The following is a 17,274-nucleotide window of genomic DNA, read 5'->3' on the forward strand; positions in this document are numbered from 1 at the left end:
TGACAGGTAGCACACCACTGTTTCGGATTCTTTTCTTTCATTGAGTTCAGTCGACTGCGGAAGTCAGAGAGGGAGAGGGGACGGGAAAGGCGCCGCATGGGGATGCGGCGCCTTTCCCTAAATAATGGAGAATTTTTAGGGGTGTTGAGTAAGTTGGAGAAAGTGGGATTAGGAAAAGTTTTATAAAATTTTGGAAATTATAAATTAAGAAAATTTAATTTTTAGAATGTAGTGGGGGATGTTATAATATAAAAAATGGCGAGGGAAAAGAAAATTTATTTATTGGTTGACGATTATGTAGAAAATCATCCAAAATAAAAATGAGAATAGAGACAAAATACGACATTGCATCATCGGTAAACGTTGGCGCAGAGTATGACAAGGGTGTGAAGAAGCTCTTTAAGAGTAAAGAGATCATTGTCCCGATTATGGAGATGGTGATCCCGGAATTTGAAGGGTGTTCACAGGAAGAAATTTTAAGTTGTCTGGATCTGGCATCCATTACATCGGATGAAGTTGTCAGTGATACTCCGGTTTCGGAGATGGAGGAGTATCGGATACGGGGTGAAGATACCGAATTTTCCGGAGGTTTGGATAAGTTAATTCGGTTTGATTCAAAGTTCAGGATTCGTAATCCGAAGCTTTCAGAGGAAAATATGCTGGTGAATCTTCATATTGATCTGGAGGGACAGAAAAGTTATACACCGAAGAATCCGACGTATCCAATTATAAAAAGAGGATTTTATTATGTCGCAAGGGATTTGTGCAGTCAGCTTGGAGTGGCAACCGGAAAGACGAATTATGCAGATCTGGAGAAGTGCTATTCAATCTGGATCTGTCTGGAGAATGTGCCGGTAAAATTAAGGAATACAATGACAGAATACCGAATAAGAAAAGAAGATATTCTGGGAGAGACGGATGAACCGGAAGAAGATTATGATTTGATGAGTGTGATCGTTATCCGAATGGGAGAGAAAGCAGAAGACAGAGGGATATTTGATTATCTTAATCAGGTATTTGTGGGAAATATAGAAGAAATAGAGACATATTCACATATTGAATGGGAAGAGGATTTTAAGGAGGATGTGGCTATGACGATGACAGGATTTAGTGATGTGCTGGTTAGAAGAGGGAGAGAAGAAGGAAGAAAAGAGGGAAGAGAAGAAGGGAGAATAGAAGGTAGAGAAGAAGGCAGAGAGATAGGGCAGGAAGAGACAACGGTTAAATTTATCTGGAGTTTACATGAAATGAAATGCACAGATGAAATGATTTCGGAAGCAGTAAAAAAACCAGTTGATTATGTGCAGGATATTTTGAAAAAAGATGCACCTCAGTAAGAAAGCTGGAAACACTTCTGTGAAAAATAGATTAGTAACAGGAATAAAGTTGCTTTTACAGGACTTATGGAATATCCGCATTGCGATTCTTGTATTTGCAATTTATTTTGTTATAGGAAGAAAGCTTTTATATAGTCTGTGTCCGATGGTGATCATGACGGGATTTCCTTGTCCAGGATGCGGGCTTACGAGAGCAATGTTTATGGTGCTGCGAGGGGACTTTGCCGGGGCATGGAAGATGCATCCGTTTATTTATGGTGTGATTGTCCTGGTGGGATGGTTTTGCGTGCGGAGATACATACAGAGGAAAGAAACGAAGAGCCTTGGAAAATGGGTGATTCTTCTGTGCGTAGGACTGATTCTATATTATGTGTACCGAATGGTAAGGTATTTTCCGGGAGATGCTCCGATGAGCTATTATTATGGAAGCGTGGGATACCGGGTGTGGGAGATTGTGAAGGGTGGAAAGTAAATAGTATGTGAACAGTAAAAATTGGATTGAGATCATTGTTACGATTATGGAGATGGTGATCCAGGAATTTGAAGGGTGTTCTCAGGAAGAGATTTTGAATTGTCTGGATCTGGCATCAATTACATCGGATGAGGTTGTCAGTGATACTCCGGTTTCGGAGGTGGATGAATATCGGATACGGGGCGAAGATTCAGAACTTTCCAGAGGATCGGATAAGCTGATTCGGTTTGATTCAAAGTTCAGGATTCGCAATCCGAAGCTTTCAGAGGAAAATATGCTAGTGAATCTTCATATTGATCTTGAAGGACAGAAAAGTTATAGACCGAAGAATCCGACGTATCCCATTATAAAAAGAGGACTTTATTATGTCGCAAGGGATTTGAGCAGTCAGCTTGGAGTGGCAACTGGAAAGACGAATTATGCAGATTTGGAGAAGTGTTATTCAATCTGGATCTGTCTGGAGGATGTACCGGTAAAATTAAGGAATACAATGACAGAATACCGGATAAGGAAAAAAGATATTCTGGGAGAGACGGATGAACCGGAAGAAGATTATGATCTGATGAATGTAATTGTTATCCGGATGGGAGAGAAAACAGAAGACAGAGGGATATTTGATTATCTTAATCAAGTGTTTGTAGGAAATATAGAAGAAATAGAGACATATTGAATGGGAAGAAAAATTTAAGGAGGATATGGCTATGACGATGATGGGATTTAGTGATGTGTTGGTTAGAAGAGTTAGAGAGGAGGAAACTGTCAAATTTATCTGGAGTTTACATGAAATGGAATGCACAGATGAAATGATTTCGGAAGCAGTAAAAAAGCCGGTTGATTACGTGCAGAATGTTTTGAAAAAAGATGCACCTCAATAAAAAACGGAATAAAGAAATCAGTTATAGAGTATAAAAAATGTCGCAAAGTCATTAAAACGATGATGGAGCGGCACTTTTTTGGATTAATTTTGGATTAATCATAAAAACAAATGTCGCTTATCTTCCACTTAAGCGACTTTCCAAAAATTCACAAAAAAAAGCGCTCCCCAAAATTTGTAGGAACGCCTGATTTTCGCAAATCCATCTGAGCTGCAGCTTCTTCGGCAAAGTCTGCTTCTGACTTCGCATCTGACTGCTTATTTTCAAATAGAAAGCCGGTTCAGATATTCTTTTTTCTGTGCCATGTTGCTGTGTACATAGATGTCCAATGTGATTTTTACGGACGAATGTCCAAGAATTTCAGAAAGTGCTTTGCTGTCGATTCCATTTTCAATGCATAGTGTTGCAAAGCTATGCCGCAGAGAATGAAAAGTCACCTGCGGAAGATTACATCCTTTTAAAATATTTTTGAATTGCCGCTGTACATTCCGTGGTTCGGTCGGTTTCGTATTGCCTGTCAGAAAATAAAGCTGGTCTGAAACGGACCATTTTCGTAAAAAAGGAATGATCTGATCCGGAAGCGGTATCGTTCGGATAGAAGACAGTGATTTTGGCGTGCTGATAAATACGATAGTTTGCGAACCGCCAGAGGAAATGTCGGGATTTGTGATTCGCGATACCGTCCGCCGGATAGTCAGGATCCCTCTTTTCAGATCAATATCCGCTCCTTTTATTCCGCATAACTCTCCAATCCGGATTCCTGTGTACATGCATAACAAAACACCTGCCGCAAAAGCGGTATCTGCCTCCACCAAATGTCTGCTCAGCAGGGAAAGCGCTTCGGGGCTTAACAGATCTTTTTCAAATGGAATGGTTTTGGGATGAACTTTCGTCCGTTTGACCGTTGGCAAAAGTTCTTGCTCTTCTGAAAATGCCAAAATCCGTTCCAGCAGCATAAGAATCATTTTTACACTCTGCGTCGACAGACCGGATGCGATTTTGTCATTATAGAAAATTTGAAAACCATTTTTGCTAAGTAATTGTTGAGGATTTTTCTTAAAATATGGAATGATATGCTTTTGCACCAATGCCGCATAACACATATAGGTGCTTTCTTTTAGGTTAAAGTGCACATACTCCAACCACAGACTGCTTAACTCCTGTATCTGAAATACAGAATAATTCTTGCTTCTTTGCATTGGCATCTGCTTCTGTAATGCCTGAAGTTTTTTTGCCTTCGCTTCCCGGTAACTCTTTCCGTACAAAAATCCATAGATAATTGTCCCCTTTTCGGTTCGACCTTTTTCGTAACGCGCTTCCCAGCGGCCGTCTTTTCTTTTGTGGATATTTTCTCCTCGTCTTGACATGATAAATAGACTCCTTTTTCCATCATTATAAATAGAAAAAAGGAATGATTGATAGAAAACATTAACAGTTGACTCCTGTTTTGACTCTTTAAAAAGAAATATTATGCAAAATAGTAAAAAAAGTTGCAATATTTCGATAAAGTTTTACAGTTAAAGCACCTAAATCCGTTATGCCTAACTTGACGAAATATGTTAAAAATGATAACATTAAATACGTTGTAGAAAAATACTTGGTAAAAAAGAATGTCGCTTAAGTGGAAGATAAGCGACATTTGCAAAATCAGGTTCAGCAGAAAGGATACGGATATTCTATGGGGAAGAAGCAGGGATATATTATCACAACCAAATGCCTGCGGCTGAGATGTAGACATCCGGAATGGCTGAGCGAGACGCAGAGTTTCTATAACCAGATACAAAAATTTTATTATGACTTATTTCTGGAGCATTCGGAACTGCGAGAGGAAAATTCACAGGTTTGCCTGCGGGAAATGGAGCGTCTGAGTATCAGGGGACGGGATGGAAAAGAAGTGCCTAGTCCGCTTCCGTGGGAAAAGGTGCCGCTTTATTTTCGGAGGGCAGCAGCCAATGCGGGGATTGCGGCGGCAAAGAGCCATTTGTCGAGACTGGAAAATGGCTATGCCGGGAAAGCAGAGAGTTTTCATTCGGCGGTCACGTACTACAAAGGGATGTATCGGGATTTTGAATCCGGTGAAATTACGCTTCGCATCTGGAATGGGCGCGAATGGAGATGGATGCGGTGCAGACTTTACGGAAAAGCATTTCCGGAAGGGGCGCAGCTGATGTCGCCTTCGGTTGTTCTGGATCAGAAGTATGAGATGCTACATGTTCCGGTAAAAGAAATTGTCCAGGATGCATCGACTGCGAAAGAAAGAATCGCAGAAGGCAGAAATGTGTGTGGGATTCATTTTACAAATGGAGATGCATTTGCGGTGGCGAGTGTGATGAACTGCGAGGGAAAAGAGCTGGCAGTCCGTTATTTCAAAGGTGGAAAAGAATACACGCACCAGTGCAGCAAGGTATTGGAGAAGATTGACAAGTCCCGGAAGTCACGGGGTGAAAATGCCGGTGGACGGGTGAATCAGAAATATTGGATGTATTTGAAGCATCTGGGTGAGCAGTATGCACACCAAGTCAGTCTGAATATTGTGACATTTTGCAAAGAGCAGGATGTCTCGGTAATCGCATTTCCAAAGTATGACGAAGAGTACCGGAGGCATGTGCTGAAGGGTGCGGGAAATTTCGGGACGCTGCATCTGAGTACAAGGATCCGGGAGTATCTCACCTATAAGGCGTGGAAAGAAGGAATTCTGGTGCTGGATGTAAATGCAAAAGAAATGCACCGGATTTGTGCGGTTTGTGGAAGTGAGATCGTGCAGCAGGATAAGCAGTCAAAACGATTTGTCTGCGAGGAAGGACATCAGGGCGATACGTACCTGAATGTTGCGAGAAATGTGGCGAAGCGGTGTATGGAGCAGTTTCGGAAGAAAGCAGGAAAAGAAAAAAATGTTTCTGCGAGCAAGATCTAAATGAGGAAACAGATGGTATTGCACCATTGTTTTATAAAAGGCGAGAGCTGAAGAAGGGTTCGGGTGTATGTGCCGGGACTTTTGGGTTGAACACCGCCTGTCACGTCTGATCTGCCGGATGGTGAAGTCCGGGATGGGAGAAGTGGCGAAGACATTCTGCCTGACGCATGAGAGTGCGGTGGGGAGGAGAGGGTGTTTGAAGTTATGAAATGAAAACTGGAGTAAAAAACTACAGTGAAGGAATGAGGGGTAAATGAAAAAACAATTGCGAATTGCGATGTTTGGACACAAGAGAATACCGAGCCGGGAAGGTGGTATTGAGATTGTTGTGGAAGAACTTTGTACCAGAATGGTGCGAGATAGCAATCAAGTTACTTGTTATAACAGAGCGGGTCATCATGTAAGTGGTTCAGAATATGATACAGGCAAGAGAAGTGTCTATAAAGGAATTCGATTGAAGTCGGTGCCGACTATTGAGAAAAAAGGTCTGGCAGCAGTAAGTGCTTCTTTCTTTGCTTCTTTATGCTGTGCATTTGGAAAGTACGATGTTGTACATATTCACGCAGAAGGACCGGCTTTTTTTACGTGGTTGCCGAAAATGTTTAGAAAAAAGGTGATCGTTACTGTTCATGGTATTGACTGGCAGCGTGCAAAGTGGAAATCAGGATTTGGCGCAAAGTTTATTCATCAGGGCGAAAAAAATGCTGTGAAATATGCAGATGAAATCATCGTTCTGAGTAAAAGCGTACAGGATTATTTCCAAAAGACATATGGGCGTCAGACCAGATTTATTCCAAATGGAGTCAATCGACCGGATAAAAAGGATGCAAGACTTATAGCGGAAAAATTTGGATTGGAAAAAGATTCTTACATTTTATTCCTTGGAAGACTTGTGCCAGAAAAAGGGATTCAATATCTGATTGAAGCATTTAAAGAGATAAAAACAGATAAAAAGCTAGTAATTGCAGGTGGTTCCAGTGATACAGATGATTTTGCAAAAGAGCTAAAAGAGATGGCGAAAGATGACAAGCGTATCATATTTACAGGTTTTGTACAAGGTCAGATGTTGGAAGAACTGTATAGCAATGCATATATTTATACATTACCTTCCGATTTGGAAGGAATGCCACTCAGCTTATTAGAGGCAATGAGTTATGGGAATTGTTGCCTGGTTTCGGATATTCCGGAATGTACAGAAGTGGTAGAAGATAAGGCGTTGATTTTTAAGAAATCAAACGTAGAAGATTTAAAAGAAAAATTGCAGGATGCCTGCGATGATTATGAAAAAGTACAGCGGTTGAAGGATGAAGCTGCGGATTATATTTGTGGAAAATATAGTTGGGACAGAGTTGTTGAAGAGACGGAAGGGCTGTATGGGAGTAAGAGATAGATGAAAGTTTTGATGATTAATAATCTCCTCTAACCGAACGCAGGTAGTGAGATGTACATAGTGAAAACGCCGGAAAAATGGCGTATTTACGGCACTTTTCAAGAAAGACTTGGAGCTGCAAGAGCAGCTTTTATCTCGCTACCTAGGTTCAGCAACAGCAGATAAAATTATCATAAGAACTTTCAGTATCACTACCTGCGTTTGTATGGAGCACACTGGTTTATGAACAATACATTGGAAGTGCTTCATTTGAACAGAGGTAGTGAAATAAAGCATAGAATATAACGGTTGACACTTGAATTGCTGAGAAAATATTTATCGGCAGAAAGACAGTACGTAACCCGTATTGTGAAAAGAAATTTATAAGGAGAAAAGGCAATGATAAGAATTCTTCATTCTGTCAGCAATATGGATCGTGCTGGTATTGAGACGATGCTGATGAACTATTATCGATATATGGATAAGTCAAAAGTCCAGTTTGATTTCTTGTGTAACAAGAAAAAGCCGGGAGCATATGATGATGAAATCAAATCTATGGGTGGAAGGATTTACCATACACCGGGACTGAATCCAGCGAAGTATCCTGAATATCTCAAGTTTATGAGAAAATTATTCCATGAGCATCCGGAATATAAAATTGTTGAGGCGCACAATGGGGCACTTGGCGTGTATGCACTTCATGCTGCCAAAGTGAGCAAAATCCCTGTGCGCATTTTTCATGCTCACGGGGCAAGTATAACAAAGGATTGGAAATTACCGATTAAACTTGTTTGTAAAGCAATGTTGCCCGCCAATATGAATGAGCATTATTCATGTGGTGTTGAAGCCGCAAGATGCTATTTTGGAAATAAGGTAGTTAGTGAAAATGATTATGTGTTAATTCCGAATGCAATCAAAATTTCAAATTTTGTTTTTAATGAATTGACACGAGAAAAAATCCGCAGAGAGAATGGATTAGCAGGCAAGCATGTGATTGGACATGTAGGCAGATTTATGGCTCAGAAGAATCATATGTTCCTGTTAGACGTATTTGCAGAAGTGCATAAATTAGATGAAAAGGCTCAGCTGGTTCTACTTGGCGATGGAGAATTGATGGAAGCGGTGAAACAAAAGGCCGAAAAATTGAGTCTTGAAAAAAACATTACATTTGTAGGAAATGTAGGAAATGCAAACGAATGGTATCAGGCATTTGATTGTTTTGTTTTGCCCTCCATTTGGGAAGGGCTTCCTGTCGTAGGTGTAGAGGCTCAAGCAGCAGATTTGCCATGTGTTTTCTCTGCAAATGTAACAAGAGAAATTGGCTTCAGCGAACGAGCAGAATTTGTTGGATTGGATGAACCATTAAATAAATGGGCGAGGACAATAGGAAAGGCACTCCTGCAAACAGATAGAGTTGACAGAACGGATTTGATTACGGAAAAGCACTATAACATTGAAGTGGAAGCAGAGCGGTTGCAGGAACGCTATCTGCAATTGTATAAGGAACGGTGTCAGGTATGAAGATTGGAATTTTGACGCATCATTACATAAATAATTTTGGAGCTTTTTTACAGGCCTATGCACTACAGACTGCTTTGCAAGAGATGTATCCTAATGACGAGGTTCAAATTATAGATTGTATGAATGTGAAACATTTTGTGATTAATGCGGGAGGATGGTTTCGCTTTTATAAAAACAAAGAAACACTGTCCGGTTGGCTGCAAAAAACTAGACTGCCTATTACATTTGCGAAAGCTAGGAAAAAATATATGGCGCTTACGCCAACTTGCTACAATGCAAAAGATATTGAAAAACTTGGCTTGGACTATATTGTAGTGGGTAGTGACGAAGTGTGGAACTATCAGGAAACAAAGGGAAACGCAAAAGTTAAATTCGGTGTGGGTTTGGAAAAAGAAAAACTGGTTGCGTATGCACCGAGTGTTGGTCAAACACATGAAACGGACGTACCAGAATATGTAAAGACAGGAATTTTAAAGTTTAAGGCTGTGTCGGCAAGAGATCAGTTGACAGAAGAGCTCGCTGAAAAAATTCGGAATGAGGAAATCGAAAGAGTTACGGATCCTACATTCCTTGTACATATTCCAGATGAAGAAGTGCCAGTAGTGACTCAGCCATATATGCTTTTTTATTACTGCGATGGTCTGCCAGAAGTGGAAAAGCAGAAACTTATTGATTATGCACACAAAAACGGTATGGCGGTTTATGGTGCAGGAGAATGCGATAAACGGTATACGGACATAACGGTCAATCTTACACCGTTTCAGTGGGTCTGGATGTTTCGGAATGCAGCGTGTGTGGTAACCGGGACATTTCATGGAGCAGTATTCTCTATGCTTAACCATCGTCAGTTCGCTTGCTACTTGACAAATCCAAGCAGAATTCGGAAGGTTTCATCACTTCTTGGAGAGTTTGGGCTGGCAAATAGACGCTGCGAGGGAAATGCAATTCAAATTATCGAAACACTTAATCAAAAGATAGATTATGACTCTATTGAAGTTGAGTTTGACAAAAGAAGAAGTGAAAGTAAAAAATTTCTCAAGAATGCAATTGGTTAAAAATAGCGAATTGCTAATATGGAATGCAAATAGATTGGATAGGGAATATGGGAATAGTTCTTTTTGAAAATAAAAAAACATGTTGTGGCTGCAGTGCATGTGCTTCGATTTGCCCTAAGGGAGCAATTGAGATGAAACCAGACGACCAAGGTTTCATTTATCCTGTTGTTGATTCAAATCTGTGTGTTTCCTGTGGTGCATGTAAAAAGGTATGTGCATATCAAAATGAAAATTCATTACATGAACCTGTACGGGCTTATGCTGCAGTAAATAGAAAACAGGAACAGCTTGCAAAATCAGCATCTGGAGGCGTTTTTGCAGCTGTCGCGACATATTTTCTGGAGAGTGGCGGAGTTGTTTTTGGGGCGTCACTTGATATTAAAAATGGACAGTCGATACCGCATTTGATTGGAATTGAGAATATAGAGCAGTTGGAACGCATCCAAGGATCAAAATATGTTCAAAGTGCGGTCGAAGAAACTTATAAACAAGCAAGGCAAAAATTGAGCGAAGGAAGAAAAGTTCTTTTCTCAGGAACACCTTGTCAAATTGCTGGACTATATGGATATTTGAAAAAGGATTATAACAACTTGTGGACGATTGATGTAATTTGTCATGGGGTGCCAAACGCAAAGTTTTTTAATGACTATCTTGGTGTAGAAGCAAAAAAACGTGGAGGAGTTCCAATTGGCTATTCTTTCCGAGATAAAAAACGCGGATGGGGAATGAATGCAAGATTAGATTTGAGACGCCCATCAGGTGGAGAAAAGAGTATATATATACCGGCAAGATTGACATCTTATAATACCTTGTTTTTGGATGGAGATATTTATAGAGAAAACTGCTACGAGTGTCCATATGCGCATAAAGAGCGAGTAGCAGATATGACAATTGGAGACTTTTGGGGAATCGAACGGGAACATCCTGAGTTACTGAAGCAGGATGCGTTCGATGAAAGAAAAGGCATTTCCTGCATACTTGCGAATACTGAAAAAGGTGTAGAACTATGCAAAAAAATAACGGACAGAATTTGGTTAAGCGAAAGTTCATATGATAAGATTGCAAGAAAAAATGGACAGCTTAGTCATCCATCTGTTCAATCATCTCGTCGAAAAATAATTATGGAGCTTTACGAAAAGGCTGGATATGATGGGGTGGAAAAATGGTTCCATAAAAAGTATAGAAAACAAATAATTGTGCACAGCATTTATAATGCGATTCCTAGAAAAGTAAGAGTTGCATTGAAAAGTATAATTAAAAATTAGAGGAGAATTACGGATGGCTTCAAAACACATGAATCTGAAAAGAATATCACATCGAATAAAAGAAGAAGTAGGTTCTACAGTGGAAGTGGCAAACGTAGTGGGTATTAGAGGTGCATTTGCAACATTTCGTGGTAAAGTGGATATTCAAATTATGGTTCATAATGGACATATAGAACATCCGTGGATCAAAAAGCACTTAATAAAAAAACATGAGGCAATGAATGCGTATTTTGAACGGACATGCACAAAAGTTACCGAAGAACGGATTTGCGATATTAAAATTCCAGAGCAAGATGAAAATTATAAGGATTGCATTTGGATATGTTGGTGGCAGGGACTAGAAAATGCTCCAGATATCGTAAAAAAATGTGTAGAGTCTATTCGGATCCATGCTGGAAACCATAAAATTGTAATTATTACAGACGAAAACTACAAGGAATTTGTTGCATTTCCAACTTGGTTAGAAGAAAAATATAAACGTGGAATTATAACAAAAACACATCTTTCAGATTTATTAAGAATTTCGCTTTTAGCTCGATATGGTGGAATTTGGTTGGATTCAACTTTTTTCTGCACGGGAGATCTTCAGCCGTATTTCGATATGCCAGTTTGGTCGATTAAGCGACCAGACTATCGCCATGTTTCTGTGGCATGTGGTGAATTTGCAAACTATTCGTTTGGATGCACTACGGAATATAGAAAAGTTTTTGCTATTTTACGAGAATATCTTCTGGATTATTGGGAGCATTATGATTATATGATCGATTATCTGTTTTTAGATTATTTGATTGTTCTTGCAAGAAAGCAAAATGATTATGTGAATCAGGCATTTAATGAAATCATCCCTAATAATAAAAACTGCGATGAACTGTTGAAGGTTCTTGGAACTAAGTTTGATTCTAGTGGTTGGGAAAAGTTGAAGGATAATACGGCATTGTTTAAACTGACATGGAAAGCAGATTTTCCAAGATCAGTTGATGGAAAGATAACATATTATGGAAAAATGCTGAATGGGGAACTTTTCTAAGGTATGCAGCAAGGGGGTAAAAAAAGTGATAGAGTATATAAAAAGCGATTTGTATCGCTATGAAGGAAAGACGACCTGGAAATCTTTCGTTAAGTATTATAGAAAAAATGCAGGTTTTCGTTTTTTAGTGGCGTATAGGCTTGTAAATGCAAAAGGTTTACTTAAGATAATAGGCGGAATCCTTTGGACATTCCGAGACAAGCAGAGAATTCAAATTCTGAGAGAAACAAAAATCGGATATGGGTTATATATTAGTCATGGTGGGCCTGTTGTTGTTAATCCTTCGGCGGTTATTGGAAACAATTGTAACCTTTCACAATTTGTTACAATTGGTTCAAATGAGGGAAGATCTGCTGTAATAGGTGACAATGTTTATATAGGACCAAATACTTGTATAGTTGAAAATGTAAATATTGGAGATAATGCCACAATTGGTGCAGGAAGCGTTGTTACTAAGGATATTCCTTCAAATGCTACAGCAGCTGGAAATTATGCTAAGGTGTTGAATTTTAATAATCCGGGTAGATACGTAGAGAATAGATGGTCTTGCACATCGGGGGGGCAAAAATGTTGATACAGTACAACAGAATGCCCGTTAATATATGCGCATAATTATCTTTATCAAGGGATGATGCAAGAGAGGAAAATAGTAATGAAGAAGATACTTTTTGTTATGCCAACACTTCGAGATGGAGGTGCAGAACGTAGTTTGGTTAATTTATTAACTGAACTTCCAGAGGATAAATACGAGATAGATTTACTATTGCTAAAAAAGCAGGGGACGTTTTTGTCACAAGTCCCTGCTTATGTAAACATCTTGGAGCAGCCTCCAGTTTTGAAAAAATTATATGGACCTGTAAGAAAAGCGGGCATCTATATGCCTGTAAAGGTTTTTGGAAATTTGTTGGCTAGAATTGTAAAATCGGGAATGGGAAACCAGAAAGCCTTCATGTGGGAATACTTTTACAAGCCCGTCATAGATGGATTGGACAAAGAGTATGATGTTGCGGTTGGATATTTGGGAGGAGAATCAACATATTACATTGTTGACAAAGTAAACGCCAAAAGGAAAATACATTGGGTACATAATGATTACAGAACTTCCGGAATGCCAAAAAAATACGACTTAAAACTCTTTCCGAAGGTAGATGCAGTTGTGACGATTTCAGAGGAATGTCTTGCAATATTAAAGGAAGAATTTCCACAGTTTCAAGATAAATTTTATTGTATAGAGAACATCACATCATCGGCAGTAATCAAAGCACGAGCAAAGGAGTTTATTCCGGAAGAATATAAAGGGTGTGAAAATATTATATTATCAGTTGGACGATTGTCTGAGCAAAAGGGCTTTGATATGGCTATTTCTGCGGCAAGCAAACTGAAGAAAAAAGGTATAAAGTTCAAATGGTTTATTATTGGAAGCGGTCCGCTTAAAGATAAGCTTAATGACCAAATAGAAAAAGAAAACGTAAAAGATTACGTTGAACTCTTAGGAACAAAATCTAATCCATATCCATATATAAAAAACTGTGATATTTTTGTTCAACCATCAAGATATGAGGGGAAGTCTGTTGTGATTGATGAAGCAAAAATTCTGGCAAAGCCTATTGTTGCAACAGCATATCCTACAGTAAAGGATCAAATTCAGAATGACAATGAAGGAATAATCGTTGAACTTAATGTAGATGGAATAGTAAATGGAATAGTTGCTTTATGTTCTGATAATGTAAAAAAACAACAGATAGTAGCGTATCTAGAGAAACAGGAGTATGGAAATCAGAACGAAGTGAAAAAATATATTAATTTAATAGAAGGGAAAATGAAGATATGAGCGACTTTTCACTTTTCAGTATTAAGATGCTGTATCAAAATTTGGATATTACCAAAAAGGAGATGCATATATTGGTATGAAGATAAGAAAAAGCGAATGTATGCCTACGTTAATAGCTTTAGGTGTATGTTTTTTTGGGGCAGCAGGAACTATTTTTTACAAGTTTTCAGGTCCTAGTATTTTATTTATTGAATTGCTTTTTGCTTTAGTGTTATTTTTGGGATGGTATCAGTCGGGAAACGTTGGGCTTGCTCCGAAAATTATAATTTTTTCCGTAATTTTAAGCTTTTTTGTATTAAATAATAATGCTTTTTTATCAGATTTAAATTCATTACCACATGTTTTATTGAATATTATAGGTTTGAATTTTATATGGATATCTAGATATCAAAATTCATCTTGGATATCTAAATATTTTTCTATAGCAAGAAGTGTTTATTTGTTCTATGCGGGATACACAATACTGATGTATTTTATACCTGCATTATTAGAAATCCCAATAGCGATATTTCCGTCAGGAGCAGAGAGCTTAAGATTAGAATATAATAGTGGATGTATGCCAGGATTCACAAACCACTATTCTACTAATGGTATGTTGTTAGCATGTGGATTGATTATTTCAGGATCTTATTATATTGCTTGTGAAAATTCTAAATTAAAAAACATACTATTGTTTGTTGTTTTTACTGTAGCTATATTATTTACAGGAAAAAGAGCTCATATAATATTTGGTTTGGCGTCTGTTTTTGTAGGATATTACGTTTATATGAGCGATAAAAAGAAAAGTAGACTTATGAATAGTGTTGGCATATTGTTGATGGGATTAGTTGCCATTTTTATTATCATCAATTATATTCCGGCTCTTTCAATGGTGTTTAATCGTTTTTTAGAAACGGCAGAAGCTGGTGATGTTACATTAGGTAGAACAAAAATGTGGGCAGCGGCATTGAAATTTTTTAAATCTAATGCCGTTTTTGGAATAGGCTGGGAACAAATAAGGCATCGAACAATTTGGCAATTGAATATACACAATATTTATATTCAATTACTAGCCGAGACAGGAATTACAGGATTCTTATTTTTTGTTTCATTTTTTATATATATTTTAGTTAGAAGTATTCGCTTGTTATCGCAGATGAAAATGAACAACGAATGTGAGAATTGGTGTCAAGCTATGGTTTTCTCTGTTTCTATGCAAGTGTTTTTTCTGCTGTATGGATTTACTGGTAATCCATTGTATGATAAAGAAATGTACTTTCCATATTATATAGCATGTGCAGTGTATCTCTGTTGTCGCTATATGCTTTCAGTGGAGGAAAAATATGATTAAATTGTTCAAAAACATCTTAAAAAGAAGAATAACTTCAAATGACTTTGTAAATGAAATTCGAAATCGGGGGGGGTTGTGGGTGAACGAGTCTCATTCATAGACCCGTCTAGTACACATTATGATTTTAATTATCCATATGCAATTAAAATAGGAAATGATGTAACAATAACACCAAAGGTAACAATATTAGCTCATGATTATTCGTACTCTGTTTTAAATAAAGTCTATGGTATAATGCCGCAGAATTTTAGACCCACACAAATTGGAAATAATATTTTTATCGGTGAAGGCGCTACAATTTTAATGGGAACAACTATTGGCGACAATGTCATTATTGGAGCTGGAGCTGTTGTGAGTGGAAATATTCCGTGCAACACCGTATGGGCGGGAAATCCAGCGAGACAAATTTGTACTTTAGATGAGTACAAAGAAAAACACTTGAATAGATATGAAGAGAGTGCCGTGTTATTAGCACAGCAAATTGTTGATCGTTTTCACAGAAAACCGACATATTCAGAGATGAAAATGTTCATAGGCTTGTTCGCACCTAGATCCGATGAGTATAAGAAGTATTTTGAGAGGCTGAATTCAAACTTGCAGGGAGTTCCTGAAAACGTTTGGAGAGTGGAACAGAAATATGAAGATCTTGAGGATTTTTTGAAAAAAAATAAGATTGACTTTTAAAATTTATTTGTCGAAGGGGGCTGAGGTATGAGTAAAAACCCTTTAGTAAGTATAATAGTTCCTGTATATAACGCGGAAAAGTATATCAAAAGACTATTAGATAGTTTAATCGCTCAGACTTGGAAAAATATAGAGATTATATGCGTAGATGATGAGTCCACTGATCAATCATTACAAATCATTAAAGACTATTGTAGATGTGAAAAGAGAATTAAATGTATTTCGCAGCGGAATAGTGGTGTTTCTGCTGCTCGCAATACAGGAATTAAAAATTCTAAGGGGGATTATATAGCTTTTGCTGACGCAGATGATTTCCTTGATTCATATATGATAGAAAAAATGGTTTTAACTTCACTTGAGAGTGGAGCAGATATAGTTAGTTGTGGATATTATCGATATGATCAGATAAAAAAATCACCTATGTTATGTCAATATAATGGAGTATTAGAACAAAAAAAGGCTATTATCAGTGTGCTTAATAATGATTTAATTGGTATGGCTGTATGGAATAAGCTATTTGATAGAAAATGCATTGAATCAATTGGTTTTTCAGTGAAATTGAAAATTAACGAAGATCGGTTATTTCTTGCGGAAGCTATCCTACAGGCAAATAAGGTTTGCGTGATTAGTGATGTACTGTATTATTATTGTTTGAATTCTGGTTCAGTAACAGCGCAATCATTTAGCGAAAAACAGCTTGATGCCATTAAGGCAGTAAAGAAAATACAGGATATTGTTGTATTTGCTTACCCTGAATTGAAAGAATTATCAGAAGCGGCTGTTGCAAAAACCGTATATAATGTGCTTGTTTTATTATACCGTCGCGGTGATTCAGATGCTTTTGATTTGTTTCATGATAAATTGATTAAAATGATGAATAAAGTAGAACTACGAAGAATTCGAAAGTATTTGTCACATTCTTTATATTTTCAATTTCTTGGTGTGCAATATTGTGAACCATTAATTAGAACGATAAAAAAGTTACATTAAGGAGGATAGGCGGTATGCGTATAGGAATCATTACGCCTTATGATTCGGCAAATTGTGGCGCTTTTTTGCAGGCATATGCCAGTAAGATTTTTCTCGAAAATCAAGGCCACAAGGTTTTTTTTATAAAATGGAGAACAGATAAAGAAAGAAAAAAAGAGTATTTTTTGCACTCATCAGGAATTAAAGCAAAATTGAGATTTTTGCAGAAATATTTCTTTTTACGAGAAAGATATTTTGTAATGGAATCTGCATTAAAAGCTTTTCAAGTAATAGATGAAGAAGAGTTAGCAAAATATAAGATTGATTGTTGTATTATTGGTAGCGACGAAGTCTGGAACATTAGAGTAGCACAGTTTCAGAATCCTATTTTTTACGGTAAATTTAATATTAAAAGTATGCCTTGTTTAGCATATGCACCGAGCGCTGGGCAGGCTGAAAAACAGGATTTTGACAATTTTCCTGAAATAATCGAGTTGTTCAATCGGATTAGCATTATTGGAGTTCGTGATTTGAATACTGCTAATATTGTTCATAAAATCTTGAAAAGAAAAGTTCCTTTGGTTTGTGATCCTACTTGTTTATTAGAAATTGATAAATTTATGTT

17 protein-coding genes are annotated in these 17,274 nt (G+C 37.7%); 16 read left to right on the forward strand and 1 reads right to left on the reverse strand.

The genetic code is table 11. From position 1 onward, the window contains the following. Window positions 1–320 precede the first annotated feature (320 nt). The 4 genes from ACYQ5K_RS17050 to ACYQ5K_RS17065 are packed head-to-tail and all read left to right on the forward strand — an operon-like array spanning window position 321 to window position 2,684. Window positions 321–1,337 carry a hypothetical protein gene (locus ACYQ5K_RS17050; RefSeq protein ID WP_173689608.1) on the forward strand — a complete coding sequence of 339 codons (1,017 nt, stop codon included), beginning with the start codon at window positions 321–323 and terminating at the stop codon, window positions 1,335–1,337. Between the two features lie 19 nt (window positions 1,338–1,356). Beyond that, complete coding sequence (locus tag ACYQ5K_RS17055; protein WP_330586136.1) at window positions 1,357–1,809, forward strand: DUF2752 domain-containing protein; 453 nt, start codon at window positions 1,357–1,359, stop codon at window positions 1,807–1,809. Between the two features lie 7 nt (window positions 1,810–1,816). Further along, on the forward strand, window positions 1,817–2,479 hold the full coding sequence (locus ACYQ5K_RS17060; RefSeq protein WP_173689610.1) for a hypothetical protein: 663 nt from the start codon (window positions 1,817–1,819) through the stop codon (window positions 2,477–2,479). A 31-nt stretch (window positions 2,480–2,510) separates the two neighbouring features. After that, window positions 2,511–2,684, forward strand: a complete 174-nt coding sequence (locus tag ACYQ5K_RS17065; RefSeq protein WP_173689611.1) for a hypothetical protein — start codon at window positions 2,511–2,513, stop codon at window positions 2,682–2,684. Between the two features lie 263 nt (window positions 2,685–2,947). Here ACYQ5K_RS17065 and ACYQ5K_RS17070 read toward each other — a convergent pair whose 3' ends face one another. Further along, window positions 2,948–4,051: a site-specific integrase gene (locus ACYQ5K_RS17070; RefSeq protein ID WP_173689612.1), complete on the reverse strand. Its 1,104-nt coding sequence runs from the start codon at window positions 4,049–4,051 to the stop codon at window positions 2,948–2,950. 254 nt (window positions 4,052–4,305) lie between these two features. Here ACYQ5K_RS17070 and ACYQ5K_RS17075 point away from each other — a divergent pair, with 254 nt between their 5' ends. From ACYQ5K_RS17075 to ACYQ5K_RS17130, 12 genes are all read left to right on the forward strand, one after another. Beyond that, on the forward strand, window positions 4,306–5,598 hold the full coding sequence (locus ACYQ5K_RS17075; protein WP_459778102.1) for a zinc ribbon domain-containing protein: 1,293 nt from the start codon (window positions 4,306–4,308) through the stop codon (window positions 5,596–5,598). A 253-nt stretch (window positions 5,599–5,851) separates the two neighbouring features. Beyond that, window positions 5,852–6,988, forward strand: a complete 1,137-nt coding sequence (locus tag ACYQ5K_RS17080) for a glycosyltransferase family 4 protein (protein WP_173689614.1) — start codon at window positions 5,852–5,854, stop codon at window positions 6,986–6,988. Between the two features lie 432 nt (window positions 6,989–7,420). Further along, window positions 7,421–8,488 carry a glycosyltransferase gene (locus ACYQ5K_RS17085; protein WP_459778117.1) on the forward strand — a complete coding sequence of 356 codons (1,068 nt, stop codon included), beginning with the start codon at window positions 7,421–7,423 and terminating at the stop codon, window positions 8,486–8,488. Then, window positions 8,485–9,543: a polysaccharide pyruvyl transferase family protein gene (locus tag ACYQ5K_RS17090; RefSeq protein WP_459778104.1), complete on the forward strand. Its 1,059-nt coding sequence runs from the start codon at window positions 8,485–8,487 to the stop codon at window positions 9,541–9,543. Before ACYQ5K_RS17085 ends, ACYQ5K_RS17090 begins: the two co-directional genes overlap by 4 nt. Window positions 9,544–9,590: 47 nt before the next feature. Beyond that, a complete protein-coding gene (locus tag ACYQ5K_RS17095) occupies window positions 9,591–10,808 on the forward strand; it encodes a Coenzyme F420 hydrogenase/dehydrogenase, beta subunit C-terminal domain (protein WP_459778105.1) in 1,218 nt (405 codons plus the stop codon). Window positions 10,809–10,821: 13 nt separating this feature from the next. After that, window positions 10,822–11,835 carry a capsular polysaccharide synthesis protein gene (locus tag ACYQ5K_RS17100; RefSeq protein ID WP_459778106.1) on the forward strand — a complete coding sequence of 338 codons (1,014 nt, stop codon included), beginning with the start codon at window positions 10,822–10,824 and terminating at the stop codon, window positions 11,833–11,835. A gap of 25 nt (window positions 11,836–11,860) precedes the next feature. Further along, the gene (locus ACYQ5K_RS17105) at window positions 11,861–12,409 is read left to right on the forward strand and encodes a serine O-acetyltransferase (protein WP_459778108.1); all 549 of its coding nucleotides are present in this window, start codon (window positions 11,861–11,863) and stop codon (window positions 12,407–12,409) included. Window positions 12,410–12,487: 78 nt separating this feature from the next. After that, a complete protein-coding gene (locus ACYQ5K_RS17110; RefSeq protein ID WP_459778109.1) occupies window positions 12,488–13,666 on the forward strand; it encodes a glycosyltransferase in 1,179 nt (392 codons plus the stop codon). 76 nt (window positions 13,667–13,742) lie between these two features. After that, window positions 13,743–14,996, forward strand: coding sequence for an O-antigen ligase family protein (locus ACYQ5K_RS17115; RefSeq protein WP_459778111.1), 1,254 nt, complete (start codon window positions 13,743–13,745; stop codon window positions 14,994–14,996). 75 nt (window positions 14,997–15,071) lie between these two features. After that, window positions 15,072–15,680, forward strand: a complete 609-nt coding sequence (locus ACYQ5K_RS17120) for an acyltransferase (protein ID WP_459778112.1) — start codon at window positions 15,072–15,074, stop codon at window positions 15,678–15,680. A gap of 27 nt (window positions 15,681–15,707) precedes the next feature. Continuing rightward, complete coding sequence (locus ACYQ5K_RS17125; RefSeq protein WP_459778114.1) at window positions 15,708–16,670, forward strand: glycosyltransferase family 2 protein; 963 nt, start codon at window positions 15,708–15,710, stop codon at window positions 16,668–16,670. Between the two features lie 14 nt (window positions 16,671–16,684). Next, a partial coding sequence (locus ACYQ5K_RS17130) for a polysaccharide pyruvyl transferase family protein (RefSeq protein WP_459778115.1) occupies window positions 16,685–17,274 on the forward strand: 590 nt, incomplete at its 3' end.

It is taken from the genome of Allocoprococcus similis, from assembly GCF_054660775.1.